The organism is Streptomyces africanus, from assembly GCF_002150735.1.
GTDB classification, from domain to species: domain Bacteria; phylum Actinomycetota; class Actinomycetes; order Streptomycetales; family Streptomycetaceae; genus Streptomyces; species Streptomyces africanus.
Genome location: NZ_MUKA01000007.1, coordinates 1 through 14097, shown reverse-complemented (window position 1 = coordinate 14097; position 14097 = coordinate 1). Strand labels below are relative to the sequence as shown.

The following is a 14097-nucleotide window of genomic DNA, read 5'->3' as shown; positions in this document are numbered from 1 at the left end:
CTCACAGGCCCTCCACCGGGCGCCGGCGCAGCCGGTGCAGCCAGTGCTTGAGGTGCAGGCGCCATGCCGTGTCGTCCTGGCCGACGTACACGCGCGGCAGGGCGTGCGGACCGGTCAGCGGGCCGGGGTCGATGGCGCAGGCGTAGGCGTAGCCCGCTTCCCGTACGGCCTGGACGGCGCGGGCGTCGATCGTGCCGTAGGGGTAGCAGAAGCCGTCGACGGGGGCGCCGGTCAGCTCCTCGAGCTGTGCGCGGCTCTCGGCGACCTCGGCCTTGAGGGTGACGTCGTCCGCCTTGGTGAGGTCGACGTGCGTCAGCCCGTGCGAGCCGATCTCCACTCCTTGGGCGGCCGCGTGCCGGATGCCGTCCGCCGTCAGGAGCGGCTTGCGCGGGCCGAGCGGATCCCAGGCGTTGTCGCCGCCGAGCCGTCCGGGCAGCACGAAGAGGGTGGCCCCGCAGTCCCAGCGGTGCAGCAGCGGCAGGGCGTCGGTGACGAAGTCGGCGTACCCGTCGTCGAAGGTCAGCCCGACCAGGTTCCGCCCCTCGCCCCGGGCGCGGGCGGCGAGCAGCTCGGTCACGGACACGCCCCGCAGCCCGCGCCGGCGCAGCCAGGCCAGCTGCCTGCCGAGCCGCTCGGGCGTGACCGTGATGCGGTACGGGTCGTCCGAGCAGTCGCCCACCGAGTGGTACATCGCCACCCAGGGGGCCGGACCCCGGTGCGGGGCCGGGGGTCTGCCGGTGTCGAGGGAATCAACGGAAGCGGCCATGTGTGAGCCTTCGTGTGACGGCGCGTAGGAAGCGCAGAGCGGACGCGGGACTCTGGGCACCGAGGGCCCAGGTGAGCGGGACGAAGACGAAGGTCACGGTCAGGCAGCCGGCCGCGAGGCCCGCCGCCGGGGACGGCAGCCGGCTCGCGGCGAACGCACCGGCGGCCGTGGCGACGACCGCGGCGCACACCAGCCTGCTCAGTTCGGCCAGGACCCGCCGGACACCGACCGAGACGCTGTGGGGGTTGTTCGGCCGGCCCGTTCGCAGTCCGGCGAGCAGCAGGACGGCCGTGACGGTGATGCCCAGCGCATTGGCGGCGGCGATCCCCGCCACACCCCAGGAGTGCACGGTGGCGGCGCCGATCCAGGACGTCACGGCGATGCCCGCCGCCATCGCGCCGAGGGGGTACCAGCTGGCCCGGCCGGCCGAGAAGTAGGAGCGCACGAGGGCGCCCACCAGGGTCTGGCTCAGCAGCCCGAGGGCGTACACGCGCATGACGTCCGCCGTCGCCGCGGTGTCGCCCGCGGTGAACGCGCCCCGCTGGAAGAGCAGTTCGATCATCTGGGGGGCGCAGGCGATCACCGCGCACATGCCGAGCAGCACCACACACGAGGCGAGCGCCAGGTCCCGCTCCACGCGGCTGCGGGCCCGCGCGGTGTCGCCGTCCGCGAGGGCCCGCGCCACCACCGGGAAGGTGACGGTGCACACCATCAGCGACAGCGTCATCGGGATCTGGGCGACCTTCTGCGCGTAGTTCAGGTGCGAGATGGCACCGGCGGGCAGGCCGGAGGCGAGGAAGCGTTCGGCGAGGACCTGCGACTGACGGCACAGGGCGAAGAGGAGCACGGCGGCGACCAGGGCGAGTTGCATCGGCCGCTCCTCGACCGGCGCCCCGGCCCGGGCGAGGGGCGTCGTACGCGACGCCAGTCGCCGCCACAGCGACGGCAGTTGCACCGCCACCATCAGACAGCCGCCCGCCGCGACCCCGACCGCGGCGGAGCGCACGCCCCAGCCGTCGCCGAGGAGGAACATCGCGGCGATGATGCCGGTGTTGTAGGCGACGTAGATCGCCGCGGGCGCGAGGAAACAGCGGTGGGCCCGCAGGGCGGCACTGCAGTACCCGGCGAGCCCGAAGGCCAGCACGCAGGTCGCGGTGATCCGGGTGCAGTCGGCGGCGAGCCGGGGGTCGGGCAGGCCGGGGGCGAGGGCCTGGACCAGGTAGGGGGCGGTGCCGGCGACCAGCGCGGCCACCGCGGCGAGGGCGAGGCACAGCCGGGGCAGGGTGGCGCCGACCAGGGCGCGGACCGGGTCGCCCGGGGCGCCCCGGGCGCGGCGGGCCAGCGCCATGCTGAACGCGGGGATCAGCGCGATCGCCAGCCCGTCCTCGATGAGCAGTGTGGAGGCGAACTCCGGGACGGTCCACGCGACCAGAAAGGCGTCCGTGTCGCTCCCGGCGCCGAACAGCCGCGCCAGCGACTGGTCGCGCACCAGGCCGAGCAGTGAGCCGACGATGGACAGCGACGCCGTGACCAGCGCGGCCCTGGCCAGGAAACTTCCGGAGACCGACGCCGCCGAGGCCGGGTCGGTACGGTCCCCGGCCCTGGTGGCGGCACGCGCCGGGGGCACGGTCGCCGCGTCGTCCGTGTCGGACCCGGGGGACTGCGAGGGCACCACCGTCATCGCGCCAGGGCCTCCTCGGCGGGTTCCGGCACCTCGCTGCGGGGCGCGTCCACACGCGCCTCGCCGGTCAGCGCCCACCAGGCCCCGAGCCCCATGGACACGGCCATCAGCACGGTCGAGGGACCGCCGATGTCTCCGTACACGAAGTCGGTCAGCGTCCAGACCAGCAGCCCGCAGGCGACGAGCCCGCAGTCGAGTCCCGGGCCGCGGGCGCGGACGCGCACCAGACGCCGCGTCCCGCACACCAGCAGCGCCAGCCAGCTCCCGGCGAGCGCGAGCAGCCCGATCAGGCCCTGCTCGCTCAGCACCAGCAGGTACATGTTGTGCGGGGACAGCAACGGCTGCCTCTGGTACTTCATACCCGGGCCGTCGGTCTCGCTGCCCGACGACAGCGCAAGCGTGGCGTGCCCGTCCCGGTACTCGGGGAAGCCCTTCAGCCCGACACCTGTCAGCGGGTGCTGCCGCCAGATGTCCGTGGCGGACGCCCACAGGGTGTACCGGTCGACGACGGACTGGTCGGGGGCGTCGGCGACCTGGGCGATGCTGTCGATCCGCTCCTGCAGAACCGCCGAACCCACACCGAAGCCGCCCACCAGGATCACACCCGCGGCGAACGTGGCCGCCGCCACCTTGAGCGCGCGCCGCAACCCGGTCAGCACCAGCTGCAGGGTGCACGTCAGGACGGTCGCGATCCAGGCTCCGCGGCTGAAGGAGAGCGCGAGCGGCAGCAGCAGCACCAGAGCGCACGCGGCGGCGGCCACCCGCTGCCGTACGGACACCCGGCCCAGCGCGATCCCGACCGCGCACACCACGCCGAGGGCGACCGCCGTCGCCATGCCCATCACGTCGTGCGCCCCGAAGGTGCCGACCGCCCGGATGTTCTCGCCCTGGTAGGAGGCGCCGGTCCGGGTGACGAACTGGTGGACGCCGACGGCCCCCTGACACAGACCCAGCCCCACGAACGACCAGGCCACCAGCCGGAAGCCGGACCGGTCGCGCAGCAGCAGCAGCACGGCCGCCGGAACGAGGACGAAGGTCTGCAGATAGCGTCCCAGGCCGGTGAGCCCGGCCTGGGACGAGAACGCCCCCATGGCGGCGAGCGCGAGCCCCACCACCGGCAGGCCCAGCACCACGGCGGCGGCGGGCGACAACGGGCGCCGCCGTTCGAACAGCAGACGGAACACGCAGTACACCACCACCAGCCCGGAGAGCACGTCGGCGGGCCCCGCGCCGTCCGCCGTCAGCGGCAGCGCCAGCAGGGCGGGTACGGCCATCACGGGCAGGGCCGGCGCCAGGGCGGCGACGCGGCGGGGGAGCGGTGTCAGTGCGAGGCTCACCTCTGTCAGCTCCCCGTGGGACGTACCACCGTGGCCGCGGTGCGCAGCAGGATGCAGACGTCCTGCCACAGGGACCAGTCGTCGATGTAGGCGTTGTCGAACCGGCAGCGGTCCTCGATCGAGGTGTCGCCGCGCAGGCCGTGGATCTGGGCGAGGCCGGTGATGCCGGTCCGCATGCGGTGGCGGACCGAGTAACCGGGGTAGGTCTGGCCGAACTGCGCGACGAAGTAAGGGCGTTCGGGCCGTGGTCCGACCAGGCTCATGTCGCCCCGCAGCACGTTCCACAGCTGGAGCAGTTCGTCGAGCGAGGTGCGCCGCAGCATCCGGCAGAACCAGCGCATCTCGTTCTCGTTCGCCACGCTCCACCGGGTCGCCGACTCGTGCTCGTCGACCGGGCGGTGCGTACGGAACTTCAGCAGCGTGAACGGCTTGCCGTTCCTGCCGATGCGCTCCTGCCGGAACACCACGCCCGGCCCGTCGCTGAGCCGCAGCGCCACGGCGAAGGCCAGCAGCAGCGGGCTGACCAGCACCAGCAGCGTCCCCGACACGAGAATGTCGAGCGCCCGTTTGGCCGCGCTGCCGCGCCGGGCCGGGGACATGTCCAGGCGCCGGCAGGAGAACCCGGCCAGCCGCTCCCGCGTCGCGTACGACGGGGACTCGGCGTCGACCTCCCAGACCACACAGCCCGACTCGGCCAGCGCCCGCAGCAGCGGCTCCTGTTCGGCCCGTACCGAGGGGTGCACGGCCAGCACCGCCCGCACCCCGTTCTGGATGACCGCACGCTCGACCTCCTCAGGGGTCGTCAGCACCGGCAGGCTCTCGGTGCCGTCCGGCTGTTCGGTGACGATCCCCACCGGCCGCACGCCGCACCGCGGATGACGCAGTACGGCGGTGGCCACGCGCTGCGCGGTCACGGCCGGGCCGAGGACGAGTGCGGTGTGCGGGTGGCGCAGCAGCGCGCCGCGCCGCCGAGCGTGCACGGCTCCGCGCAGCACACAGCCGGCCACCGCGTGCAGGGCGAGGCCCGTCAGCACGGTACGCAGGGACAACGCGTGCTCCGGCCGGTACGCCGCCACGAGCGCCGCGAGTGCCAGCCAGGCCACCGCGATGCGGCCGCACACGGCGGGCAGTTCGTCCAGCAGCGCCGGTACCGGCGGCCGTCCGTCGCGCCGGCGCAGCAGCAGCGACATGACGATCAGCAGGGTGACGAGCAGGGGATGGCGCTGGCCATCGGTGAGCGCCGGTGCGCCCGCCAGGGCGGCGACGCCGTCCGCGACGAGCAGCGGGACGGGGGAGGCGGGGCGGGCCGGGCGCCGCGGGGCGGACGACCGGAAACCGGTGGCGGTGCCGCGCGGCGGCATGACCGAGACTGGTGAGGACCCGTGGTCCCGTGGCGGTACGCCGGGGGAGGGCACGGTACGTTCGGCGGTCACGAGTGGATGGACTCCCTGTACTCGGTGGGCTCGACGCGCTGCGTTGTCCGGGTCGCCTCGGCGCCACGTCCGGTGCCGAGCGGCTGACCGTGCTCAGCGCCGGGGGTGGTGGCGGTCCATGGGCCGAGCAGGTCGCGATAGACGTCCGAGACGGCCTCGGCGGTGTACCGCACGTCGTGGGTGGACAGCACGTGCCGGCGTCCCTGGCTGCCGAGCGACTCGCACAGCAGGGGATCGGCCAGCAACTCGGTGACGGCCCGGGCCAGCGCGGCCGGGTCCTCCGGCGGGACCAGGCACCGGGCGGCGAAGGAGGGCGGCAGGCTCTCGCGGGCGCCGTCGACGTCCGTGACCACCACGGGCCGCCCGCAGGCCATCGCCTCCAGTGGCGCCAGGGCCATGCCCTCCCAGCGGGACGGCAGGACGACGAGATCGGCGGCCTGGTACCAGGGGGAGGCGTCGGCGACGGCTCCCGCGAACACCACGGACGGCGGGGCGCCTTCGCGAAGCCGGTCGTGGTCCGGCCCGTCGCCGACCAGGACGAGGCGGGCGTCGGGCACCTGCTGCACGACGGCTTCCCAGGCCCGCAGCAGGACATCCTGCCCCTTCTGCCGGCACAGCCGCCCCACGCACACGGCGAGCGGTGCGGCCGGGTGGATGCCGGCGAGCGGTGCGAGCCCGGCCCGCACGGCGCCCGCGGCGGCCGGGTGGAAGCGCTCGGGGTCGATGCCGTTGGGCACGACGGTCCACCGGCCGGTGATCCTGGCACCCATGCCGGTGGCGCGTTCCGCCTCGCTCACACACACCACGCGTGAGGCCCAACGTGCCCCCCAGCGTTCCCACATGAGCGCCAGGGCCGCGGTGCCGCCGCTGACCGCCTCGAACGACCATGCGTGCGGCTGGAAGACGGTCGGAATCCGCCCGCGTACCGCGAGCCGTCCGGCGAGCCCGGCCTTCGCGCTGTGCGCGTGCACCAGATCGGGACGCACCTCGTCGATCACCCGTGCCAGATGCCGTACCTCCCGGACGAGCGACGTACCCGGCGACCGCGTCGCGTGCCAGTGCCGTACGCGCGCGCCGAGCGTCCGCAGCTTCGTGGTCAGCGCGCTGTCGGGGCAGGCCACGGTGACGTCCAGGCCGTCCGACAGCTGTGCCCGGACCAGGTCCGTCACGACGCGCGCGACGCCGCCGTCCACCGGTTGGGTGAGGTGCAGGACTCTGGGGAGAGGGTCGGTGGATGACAGGTGCATGTGGGCGGATTCCTCGCTCGCTAAGGTGTTCGGGGCGGGCGGCGACAACGTCACCGCCGTGCGTCGACGGCGACGAAGAGCACGCCGGCCCACGCCGCGTCCTGCTGGGAGTGGAGCCGGAAGGTCGCCTGGTCACCGGCGTGCGGCAGGCCTCCGAGATCGAACACGTCGGAGTCGTAGCCGAGGTTGTTGGCGTAGGCGGGCACACGTGCCGCATCCGCCCCGGGCTCACTGATGGTGGAATTGAGGACGTCGTACTGGGGGTTGGCGGCGTTGGTGAGGGCGGACTCGGACTGGCCGGTCGTCACGGTGAGCGAGTCGCCGGTGGTTCCGCGGTCGCCGTTGTACGTCACCAGGCCCGCACGGCCCCACGCGTCCGCGGCGAAACCCATATCGGTCACACGGATCTCCGGTGCCGTACCGGACCTCAGCGGGGTGAAGCCGTCCCAGAGCGCGAGGTGACGCAGTGGCTCCGACGCGTTCTCGTAGGCCACCACCAGCGTCCAGCCGCCCCACGCTCCGGCCGCCGATCGGCCCATGGCGATGTTGATCTGCGCCACGGTGTACAGGCCCGGCCCGCCCTCTCGCACGAGCCCTGTCACGTCGGCCGAGGCCTGGAAGGCGTCCATGCCGTCCGCCACGCGGTGTCCGACCGTCGTGTCCGCGACCAACTCCTTGTACTCTCCGCCGGGTTCGGCGATCAGCACGCGCTCGTTGTCCTGCGGCGGCTTCTGCTCGCCCACGCGCAGGTTGCCGCCCCAGTAGAGGCGCGCGTACGTCACCCGGGAGCCGCTGGGGAGGCGGACCTCCGCGCGGGAGGAGTTGTAGGTGTTGGGGTCGCGGTCGACATCGACGTAGAACATGTCGAAGTCGCCGTTCACGCCGGACCCTCCTGCCTGGGTGTCCGTGCACGAAGGCCCCTCGGCCGTGCGGCAGGTGATCGATGTGTTGGCCGCGCGCACGATGCCGCCGTGCTGCAGTGCGCGGTACCGCTCGGTGAAGGTGAGGCTCTCGGCCTCCGGTGCGGGCGCGGCGGCCGGCGCGGCGGCCGGGGAACTGCCGGCTGCCCACATGGCGGCAAGGGCCAGGACGCCCACGGTCGCGCGACGCAACACGGGGCCCAGAGAATGGCGCATGACCGGTCGTTGCCCTTTCGGAACAGGTGGCCGTGGCGGCAGCGCCACGAGTGCGATGTGTCCGCGCTGAGGAGTGCGTCGGGCGGTTCGCAACTCTAGTCAACAATCGGACATAGTCGAAGAAATTCGGTGAAGTCTGACAAGTGTGTCGGAATCGTGAAACTACAGGACTTTGCCGGTTCCGGCCGTCGCCCCCGACGCCGGTCAGCGCATCCACTCGAGCCGGGCCGGTGCCTTACTCCGGGAGGGGCCGAGGAGGGGGCGTCCTGACACACCGTCTGATCAGGGTGGGCGCGGCGAATGGGGGAATTGTTAAATCCCGAAAAGCGTATGAGCGGTTGCGGGAAGGCGCGGGCGCTTTCACGGTGGGCTCAAGATCCAACGCCGTCGAAAGGAATTTCCATGAGTGCTCTGCCCGCACGGCGCATCGCGTCCAGCGCCCTGTGCGCCGCCCTTCTGGTCGGGATCACCGGCCCCGTCGCCATGGCGGCCGACTCGGCCCGCGGGCACGCTCATGTGGCGCCCGACGCCCGGCTTCCCGGCGCGGACATGCGTCTCGCGCAGATCGCGACACTCAACTGGGGTGAGCTCACCCCCGTCGCCGACCTGCTGAACGCCGCGCTCCGCAGCAACGGCCGACTGCCCGCGGCCGAGGCCACGAAGCTGGGAGCCGAAGCCAAGGCCGCCCTGGCCGAGGCGGCCGCCAAGGGTGTGGCAGCCCCGGCCGCGCCCACGGTCTCGACCGTGCCGACCGGCGTGCTGCTGTCGACTCCCCTCCTGCTCACCGCCCAACCGAGGGTGGCGCCCGAGCGGCGCGCCGCCGACCCCGTGAGCGACTTGCTGGACGCCGTGCTCGAGGCCGTCGACGGCCTTCTGGGGGCGGTCACCTCGGGTGTGGGCGACGTACTTCCCACGGTGGACGACCTGCTGACCGGGGTGGACGACCTCCTCGACGCACTGCTCGGAGGCGACCTGTTGCTGAAGGACACGTCCGACACGTCGACGTCGTCCAGCACCTCTTCGACACCGGCGCAGGAGCCTGCAGCGGTGACCGTCACACTCCCGGAGATCACGCTGCCCAAGCCGGTGCTGCCGCCGGCTTCATGAGCGTCGTAGCCGTACGGCTCTCGCCCGTCCAGTCGTGGTGCCGGCCCCGTGGTGCCGGCACCACGACTGTTGTGCTTCCCGTCCGTCTCCGCCTTTGCTTCCGGTTCCTCCCGGGGCCCGGTCCTTAAATAGCTCTCATATGAGGTATTGGCAATCTTCGGTATCTCGGTTTCCGCCCAGGCCAGGGCTCGTTAGGCACGGCGACAGAATCCCCTCCGGCGACGTGCGTTGCCGAAGAAAGGAACACGATGAAGTCTCTGAAGGCTGCCGCCGTCTTTGCCGGGTCCTTGATCGCCGCTGGTTCCGCCTCACCGGCGTTCGCCCAGGACGCGATGGTCGCCCCGAGCGCGCCGGCCGCTCAGAGCGTCCCGGACGTGCAGGCCGCGCCGGTCGCCCAGAGTGCTCCGGTTGCTCAGAGCGCTCCCGCTGTGCAGTCTGCTCCCGCTGTTCAGAGTGCCCCGGCTCCGCAGTCGGCTCCGGCTCCGCAGTCGGCTCCGGCTCCCCAGTGGGCCCCGGCTCCGCAGTCGGCTCCAGTTCCCCAGCCGGCTCCGGCTCCGCAGTCGGCTCCGGCTCCGCAGTCGGCTCCGGCTCCGCAGTCGGCTCCGGCTCCGCAGTCGGCTCCGGCTGCCGAGAGCCCTCGCGAGCTGGCTGTCACCGACATCACGGGCGGCGTGAGCACCAGGATCCCCGTCGTTCAGGGCAGGGAGTCGCTCGTCCCCTTGGCGCAGTCCACTGTGGAGGGTGCCAAGCCGGCGCACGGCAACCTGTGGTTCTAGGCTGGGGCGAAGCTGTAAGGAGGGCCGGCCCGCGGAAGTCCGCGGACCGGCCCTCCTTGTGTCCGGCCGGTGACGCGGCCCGCTCTGTGCGCCGCGACCGTGTGCGGCCACCGGCGATCACTTGCTTGGCCGCGCGACGGTGACCGCGCGGGACGTCCGGCGGTTACGGCTGCGACACCGGAACCGGACGAGGAGTGGACCATGGTCGTCAGCATCGGCGGAGGACCGGAGGGTGAGGAGGCGCCGGGCTCGGCGCAGCCCGCCCCGGCGGGCAGCACACGGCGGGACGTGACGCGCCGTCTGCCCGTCTGCGCCCTCGCCGCGGTCCTGGCGGCACCGGTGGCCGCCGTCATCCGGCCTCGGCGCCCCGGCTCCGGGAACGTCCCGGACGCCACCGTCTTCGCCGAGACGTACCACGGCCGCCGCATCCGCGCGGTGTGTACCCCACGGCGCGGCCCCGGAGAGCAGGACCGGTGGCACGTAACCGTGGACGACCGCCCTCTGCATCTGATGCGCCGGGCCGACGGCACCTGGCTGAGCATGGTCGACCACTACTGCTCGTACCGGTCACCGATCGAGGCCGCCCGCGCCGCCGTCGACGAACTCGGCCCCGGTGAAGGGCTGCGCGTCCTGGATCCGGGGCCGGCAGGCGCGGGGCACATGCACGCAGGGGATCGTCATGGCGTACACGCGTAGGGACGCCGCCACGCTCACCAGGGCCGAGAAGCGGCGGTTCGTCAAAGCGCTGCTCGAGGTCAAACGGCGAGGCGAGTACGACGAGTTCGTGCGGATGCACATCGAGTACTTCTCCTCCGACGGCGAGCAGGGACTGCGCGCCGCCCACATGGCACCCTCCTTCCTGCCGTGGCACCGGCGGTTCCTGCTCGAGCTGGAGCGCGCGCTGCGCCGGGTGGACTCCTCGGTGACGGTGCCGTACTGGGACTGGACGCGCGACCGCACCACCACCTCCGCGCCCTGGACGGCGGACCTCCTCGGCGGTAACGGGCGCCGCTTTGACCACCAGGTGATGACCGGTCCCTTCGCCTATCGGGAGGGCCACTGGGCCATCAAGGTGAACGTGACCGACAAGGTGTTCCTCACCCGGGACCTCGGACACCCCCGCGACCCGATCGCCCTGCCCACGAAGAGCGAGCTGGAGTGGGCACTGAAGGACCCCGTCTACGACGTGGCGCCCTGGGATTCGACGGTCACACGGGGTTTCCGCAACAAGGTGGAGGGCTGGGGCACCGGCCCGGGCGACACTCCTTGGCACAACCACAACCGCGTGCACGGCTGGGTCGGCGGGGCCATGCTCGGTGCGGCCTCCGTCAACGACCCCGTGTTCTGGCTGCACCACGCCTTCATCGACCTGCAGTGGTACCGCTGGCAGCGCCGGCACCGCGGTGTCCGCTACCTCCCCGCGGCGCCGCCGCGCCCGGGCGACGCGCAGCACGGCCGGATCGTGGCACGGCACCAGAGCCTGCCGCCGTGGGGCGTGACGCCGGACGAACTGGAGGACGTCAGCCGGATCTACCGATACGCGTGAGGTGACGCGGGCTGACGGGGGAGAGCCCCGGCGTTCAGGACACCGGGGCTCTCGGGGGGAGGACACCACACGTCAGTGACGGTGGCCGCTCTTCGTGCTGCTCTTCTTGCTGTTCTTCTTGTCGTCGTCCTTCTTGTCCTCGCCGTTCTTGCAGACGTTGTCGTGCGCCGAGTTGAGCAGGCCGAAGATGCTGACGGTGTTGCCGCACACGTTGATCGGTGCGTGGATCGGCACCTGAACCACGTTGCCGGACAGGACGCCGGACGAGCCGATGGCCGCGGCCTTGGCGCCGGCGTCGGCCGCAGCGAGACCTGCCCCGCTGAGCACCACGGCGCCCGTGCCGAGAGCGACAGCGCCAACCTTCGCGATGCGAGACATCACGTTCTCCTTAGTGACTTGGAATGGTGCGGCAGCGGTACGCGCGGCCGCACTGCCCGTTCAACGCGACGGCCGGGGACCGGTCACGGCCGCCCCAACGATGGTTTTTTCATGAAAGTTGCGCTTGTGCGCGTTTTGTCGAGGAAAGGGGGCAAAAAATGGTCTACCGTCACGACTGTAAGTGACCGATCCCTCACGGATCGTGTCAACTCAAGAAACGGAGAAGTAATGCGCAAGTACCAGAAGGCCGCGGTCGTCGCGGCCATGCTCGGCAGCGTCAGCTTCCTCGGTGCTGGCGTCAGCCAGGCCTACGGTGGGGACAAGCCGAACGTGGACATCGACAGCGTCCAGAGCAACACCTGTGGCAACGAGAGCCAGTCGGGCGTTCTGAACATCGGCCGCGCCAACGTCCAGGTCCTGGACATCCTGGCGAACCAGCCGGTCGACCAGAGCACCTCGGTGCCCTGCACCAACGCCTTCGGCATCGGCAAGTAACGGTCGCTGACCAGGTGATCTGAGCGGGCCTCGGCGTCCGGACCATGTGTCCGGGCGCGGGGCTCGCTCGTCGTTGTGCGGGTCCACCGCTCGTCGGTGTCGCGGCGGGACCCCGGCGACATTCCGAGAAAATTGCGCGACTCGGCGTTTCGGCTGTCAAAAGCCGCGAACCTCTCCTAAGTTGAACACTGTCGGTAGGCGGTTCATAACGGACCGTGTGCGACGCAAGAAACGGAGAGGTAATGCGCAAGTTCCAGAAGGCCGCGGTCGTCATGGCCGCGCTCGGCACCGTCACCTTCCTCGGCGCCGGCGTCAGCCAGGCCGGCGACGGCTCGCTCGAGGTGGACAGCACGCAGTCCAACGCGTGCGGCAACGAGAGCCAGTCGGGCGTCCTCAACATCGGCCGCATCAACGTCCAGGTCCTGGACATCCTGGCGAACCAGCCCGTTGACCAGAGCAAGTCGGTGTCCTGCACCAACGCCTTCGCTCTCGGTGGCGGTCGCTGAACAAGTGATCCGGGCGGGCCTCGAGACTCGAACGACGTTTCGGGGCCCGGGGCCCGCCCCTCGCGTTTGCCGATGCAAGTTCTCGAAGGTCCCCGTCGTCCACCCGGGGAACCGACGTAAAGGAGTATGGACATGCCGAATGCAAAGAGGATCGCAGTCGTAGCGGGAGTTCTGTGGGGCGTCGCTCTCCTCGGAGCCGGGGCCGGCCAGGCCTTCGCCCTAGACGGCTCCGGCGGGTCCAGTGGCTCCGGCAAGTGCGTCGATGACGGCAAGGGGAACGTTCGCTGCGTCCACGAGGCCGTGTACCGCGACGGAAAGGGCAACATCCACGTCGTCGCGAGCCAGGCGCAGAGCTGTTCGAGTGAGGGCTGCAGCAGCAGTGTCGTCATCGGTGGCAAGGAGTCCTGACGTCCGGGGCAGCCGAGGCGCCATTGTTCACGTCGGCACCTGTCGCGTAAGTCCACCCGACGGACAGGAATGGCCGGGACCCGATACGGGTCCCGGCCATTTGCGTGTGTCCGGGTGTCCGGGTCCGCCGCCGCTCTGCCATTCTGCCGCTCTGCCCGTTCTGCCGCTCTGCCGCTCGCGTGCGGCGCCCGGCAGGCGGGTCGGAGCGGCCCCGTCAGGGCAGGCGTCGAACGGGCGCGCCCGCGAGGAACGCACGGATGTCCTCCACCGCCTGGCCGTAGTACGTCGTGTAGTTGGCCTGCGAGACGTAACCGAGATGCGGGGTGGCGAGGAGACGGGGCGCGGTACGCATCGGGTGGTCGGCGGGCAGGGGCTCGATGTCGAAGACGTCGACACCGGCGCCGGCGATCCGGCCCTCGTGCAGGGCGGCGAGAAGGGCCTCCTGGTCGACGATGGCCGCACGCGAGGTGTTGATCAGATACGCGGTCGGCTTGAGCAGGGCGAGTTCGCCGGGACCGAGCAGTCCGCGGCTGCGGTCGCTCAGCGCGAGGTGGACCGAGACGAAGTCGCTGCTCACGAGGAGGTCCTCCAGGGAGGGGGCGAGCTCGACGCCGATCTCGGCGGTGCGCTCCTCGGTGAGGTTCTGACTCCAGGCGCTGACGCGCATGCCGAAGGCGAGGCCGATCCGGGCCACCCGGCTGCCGATCTTCCCGAGCCCGAGAAGCCCGAGGCGGCGACCATGCAGATCGGCGCCGACGGTGGACTGCCAGGGGCCGCCGGAGCGCAGGGAGTTGCTCTCCTCGACGAGTCCGCGGGCCAGACCGAGCAGCAGGGCCCAGGTCAGCTCCACGGGCGGGGTGGAGGAACTGGACGTGCCGCACACGGTGACGCCGTGCTCCTCGGCGGCCGCGTAGTCGATGACCGAGTTGCGCATGCCTGAGGCGACGAGCAGTTTCAGCCGCGGCAGGCGAGCGATCAGCGACCCGGGGAAGGGCACGCGCTCCCGCAGCGTCACCACGATGTCGAAGTCGGCCAGGGCCGCGGCCAGCGCGTCCTCGCCGTCCAGGTGGGTGTCGAAGGAGACGACCTCCACCTCGTCGGCAACCGGCGACCAGTCGACGACCTCGGTCGCCACCCTCTGAAAGTCGTCCAGCACAGCACAGCGCAGCCGCACGTCACACCTCTTCCCAGGCCCTTTTCCTAGGCCCTTGATGGTTCCCGGACCATGATCGGGCCTGAGCCGGGGTGCGGGAAGCGGGGTGAGACGGCGGGGTGCGGTGG

The 14097-nt window shown here is 71.7% G+C and carries 14 protein-coding genes; 6 read left to right on the top strand and 8 right to left on the bottom strand.

The window, feature by feature from the left end; all coding sequences use genetic code 11:
* Window position 1: 1 nt before the first annotated feature.
* The 6 genes from CCL05_RS01575 to CCL05_RS01550 are packed head-to-tail and all read right to left on the bottom strand — an operon-like array spanning window position 2 to window position 7600.
* The gene (locus CCL05_RS01575) at window positions 2-766 is read right to left on the bottom strand and encodes a polysaccharide deacetylase family protein (protein ID WP_086558652.1); all 765 of its coding nucleotides are present in this window, start codon (window positions 764-766) and stop codon (window positions 2-4) included.
* On the bottom strand, window positions 750-2447 hold the full coding sequence (locus CCL05_RS01570) for a lipid II flippase MurJ (protein WP_086558651.1): 1698 nt from the start codon (window positions 2445-2447) through the stop codon (window positions 750-752). Before CCL05_RS01570 ends, CCL05_RS01575 begins: the two co-directional genes overlap by 17 nt.
* On the bottom strand, window positions 2444-3784 hold the full coding sequence (locus tag CCL05_RS01565) for an O-antigen ligase family protein (RefSeq protein ID WP_086558650.1): 1341 nt from the start codon (window positions 3782-3784) through the stop codon (window positions 2444-2446). The genes CCL05_RS01570 and CCL05_RS01565 overlap by 4 nt, the downstream gene beginning before the upstream one ends.
* 5 nt (window positions 3785-3789) lie before the next feature.
* Complete coding sequence (locus tag CCL05_RS01560) at window positions 3790-5217, bottom strand: exopolysaccharide biosynthesis polyprenyl glycosylphosphotransferase (RefSeq protein WP_086558649.1); 1428 nt, start codon at window positions 5215-5217, stop codon at window positions 3790-3792.
* Window positions 5214-6464, bottom strand: a complete 1251-nt coding sequence (locus CCL05_RS01555; protein ID WP_086558648.1) for a glycosyltransferase — start codon at window positions 6462-6464, stop codon at window positions 5214-5216. The genes CCL05_RS01560 and CCL05_RS01555 overlap by 4 nt, the downstream gene beginning before the upstream one ends.
* Window positions 6465-6514: 50 nt before the next feature.
* A complete protein-coding gene (locus CCL05_RS01550) occupies window positions 6515-7600 on the bottom strand; it encodes a DUF3344 domain-containing protein (RefSeq protein ID WP_086558647.1) in 1086 nt (361 codons plus the stop codon).
* Between the two features lie 402 nt (window positions 7601-8002).
* On the opposite strand from CCL05_RS01550, the gene CCL05_RS01545 reads away from it, so the two are divergent.
* The 3 genes from CCL05_RS01545 to CCL05_RS01530 all read left to right on the top strand — a co-directional run bounded on the left by CCL05_RS01545 (window position 8003) and on the right by CCL05_RS01530 (window position 11029).
* Window positions 8003-8707 (top strand): hypothetical protein, encoded by a 705-nt coding sequence (locus CCL05_RS01545; RefSeq protein ID WP_086558646.1) that lies wholly within the window; start codon window positions 8003-8005, stop codon window positions 8705-8707.
* A gap of 977 nt (window positions 8708-9684) precedes the next feature.
* Complete coding sequence (locus CCL05_RS01535) at window positions 9685-10179, top strand: tyrosinase family oxidase copper chaperone (protein WP_086558644.1); 495 nt, start codon at window positions 9685-9687, stop codon at window positions 10177-10179.
* Window positions 10163-11029: a tyrosinase family protein gene (locus CCL05_RS01530; RefSeq protein ID WP_086558643.1), complete on the top strand. Its 867-nt coding sequence runs from the start codon at window positions 10163-10165 to the stop codon at window positions 11027-11029. Before CCL05_RS01535 ends, CCL05_RS01530 begins: the two co-directional genes overlap by 17 nt.
* A 72-nt stretch (window positions 11030-11101) precedes the next feature.
* Here the strand turns inward: CCL05_RS01530 and CCL05_RS01525 are convergent, their stop codons facing one another.
* Window positions 11102-11407 (bottom strand): chaplin, encoded by a 306-nt coding sequence (locus tag CCL05_RS01525; RefSeq protein ID WP_086558642.1) that lies wholly within the window; start codon window positions 11405-11407, stop codon window positions 11102-11104.
* Between the two features lie 228 nt (window positions 11408-11635).
* On the opposite strand from CCL05_RS01525, the gene CCL05_RS01520 reads away from it, so the two are divergent.
* The 3 genes from CCL05_RS01520 to CCL05_RS01510 all read left to right on the top strand — a co-directional run bounded on the left by CCL05_RS01520 (window position 11636) and on the right by CCL05_RS01510 (window position 12816).
* Window positions 11636-11902 carry a hypothetical protein gene (locus CCL05_RS01520; RefSeq protein ID WP_086558641.1) on the top strand — a complete coding sequence of 89 codons (267 nt, stop codon included), beginning with the start codon at window positions 11636-11638 and terminating at the stop codon, window positions 11900-11902.
* Window positions 11903-12144: 242 nt separating this feature from the next.
* Window positions 12145-12408 (top strand): hypothetical protein, encoded by a 264-nt coding sequence (locus CCL05_RS01515; protein WP_086558640.1) that lies wholly within the window; start codon window positions 12145-12147, stop codon window positions 12406-12408.
* Between the two features lie 132 nt (window positions 12409-12540).
* Window positions 12541-12816 (top strand): hypothetical protein, encoded by a 276-nt coding sequence (locus tag CCL05_RS01510; protein WP_086558685.1) that lies wholly within the window; start codon window positions 12541-12543, stop codon window positions 12814-12816.
* A 214-nt stretch (window positions 12817-13030) separates the two neighbouring features.
* On the opposite strand, the gene CCL05_RS01505 is transcribed toward CCL05_RS01510, so the two are convergent.
* A complete protein-coding gene (locus CCL05_RS01505; protein WP_086558639.1) occupies window positions 13031-13990 on the bottom strand; it encodes a D-2-hydroxyacid dehydrogenase family protein in 960 nt (319 codons plus the stop codon).
* Window positions 13991-14097 lie beyond the last annotated feature (107 nt).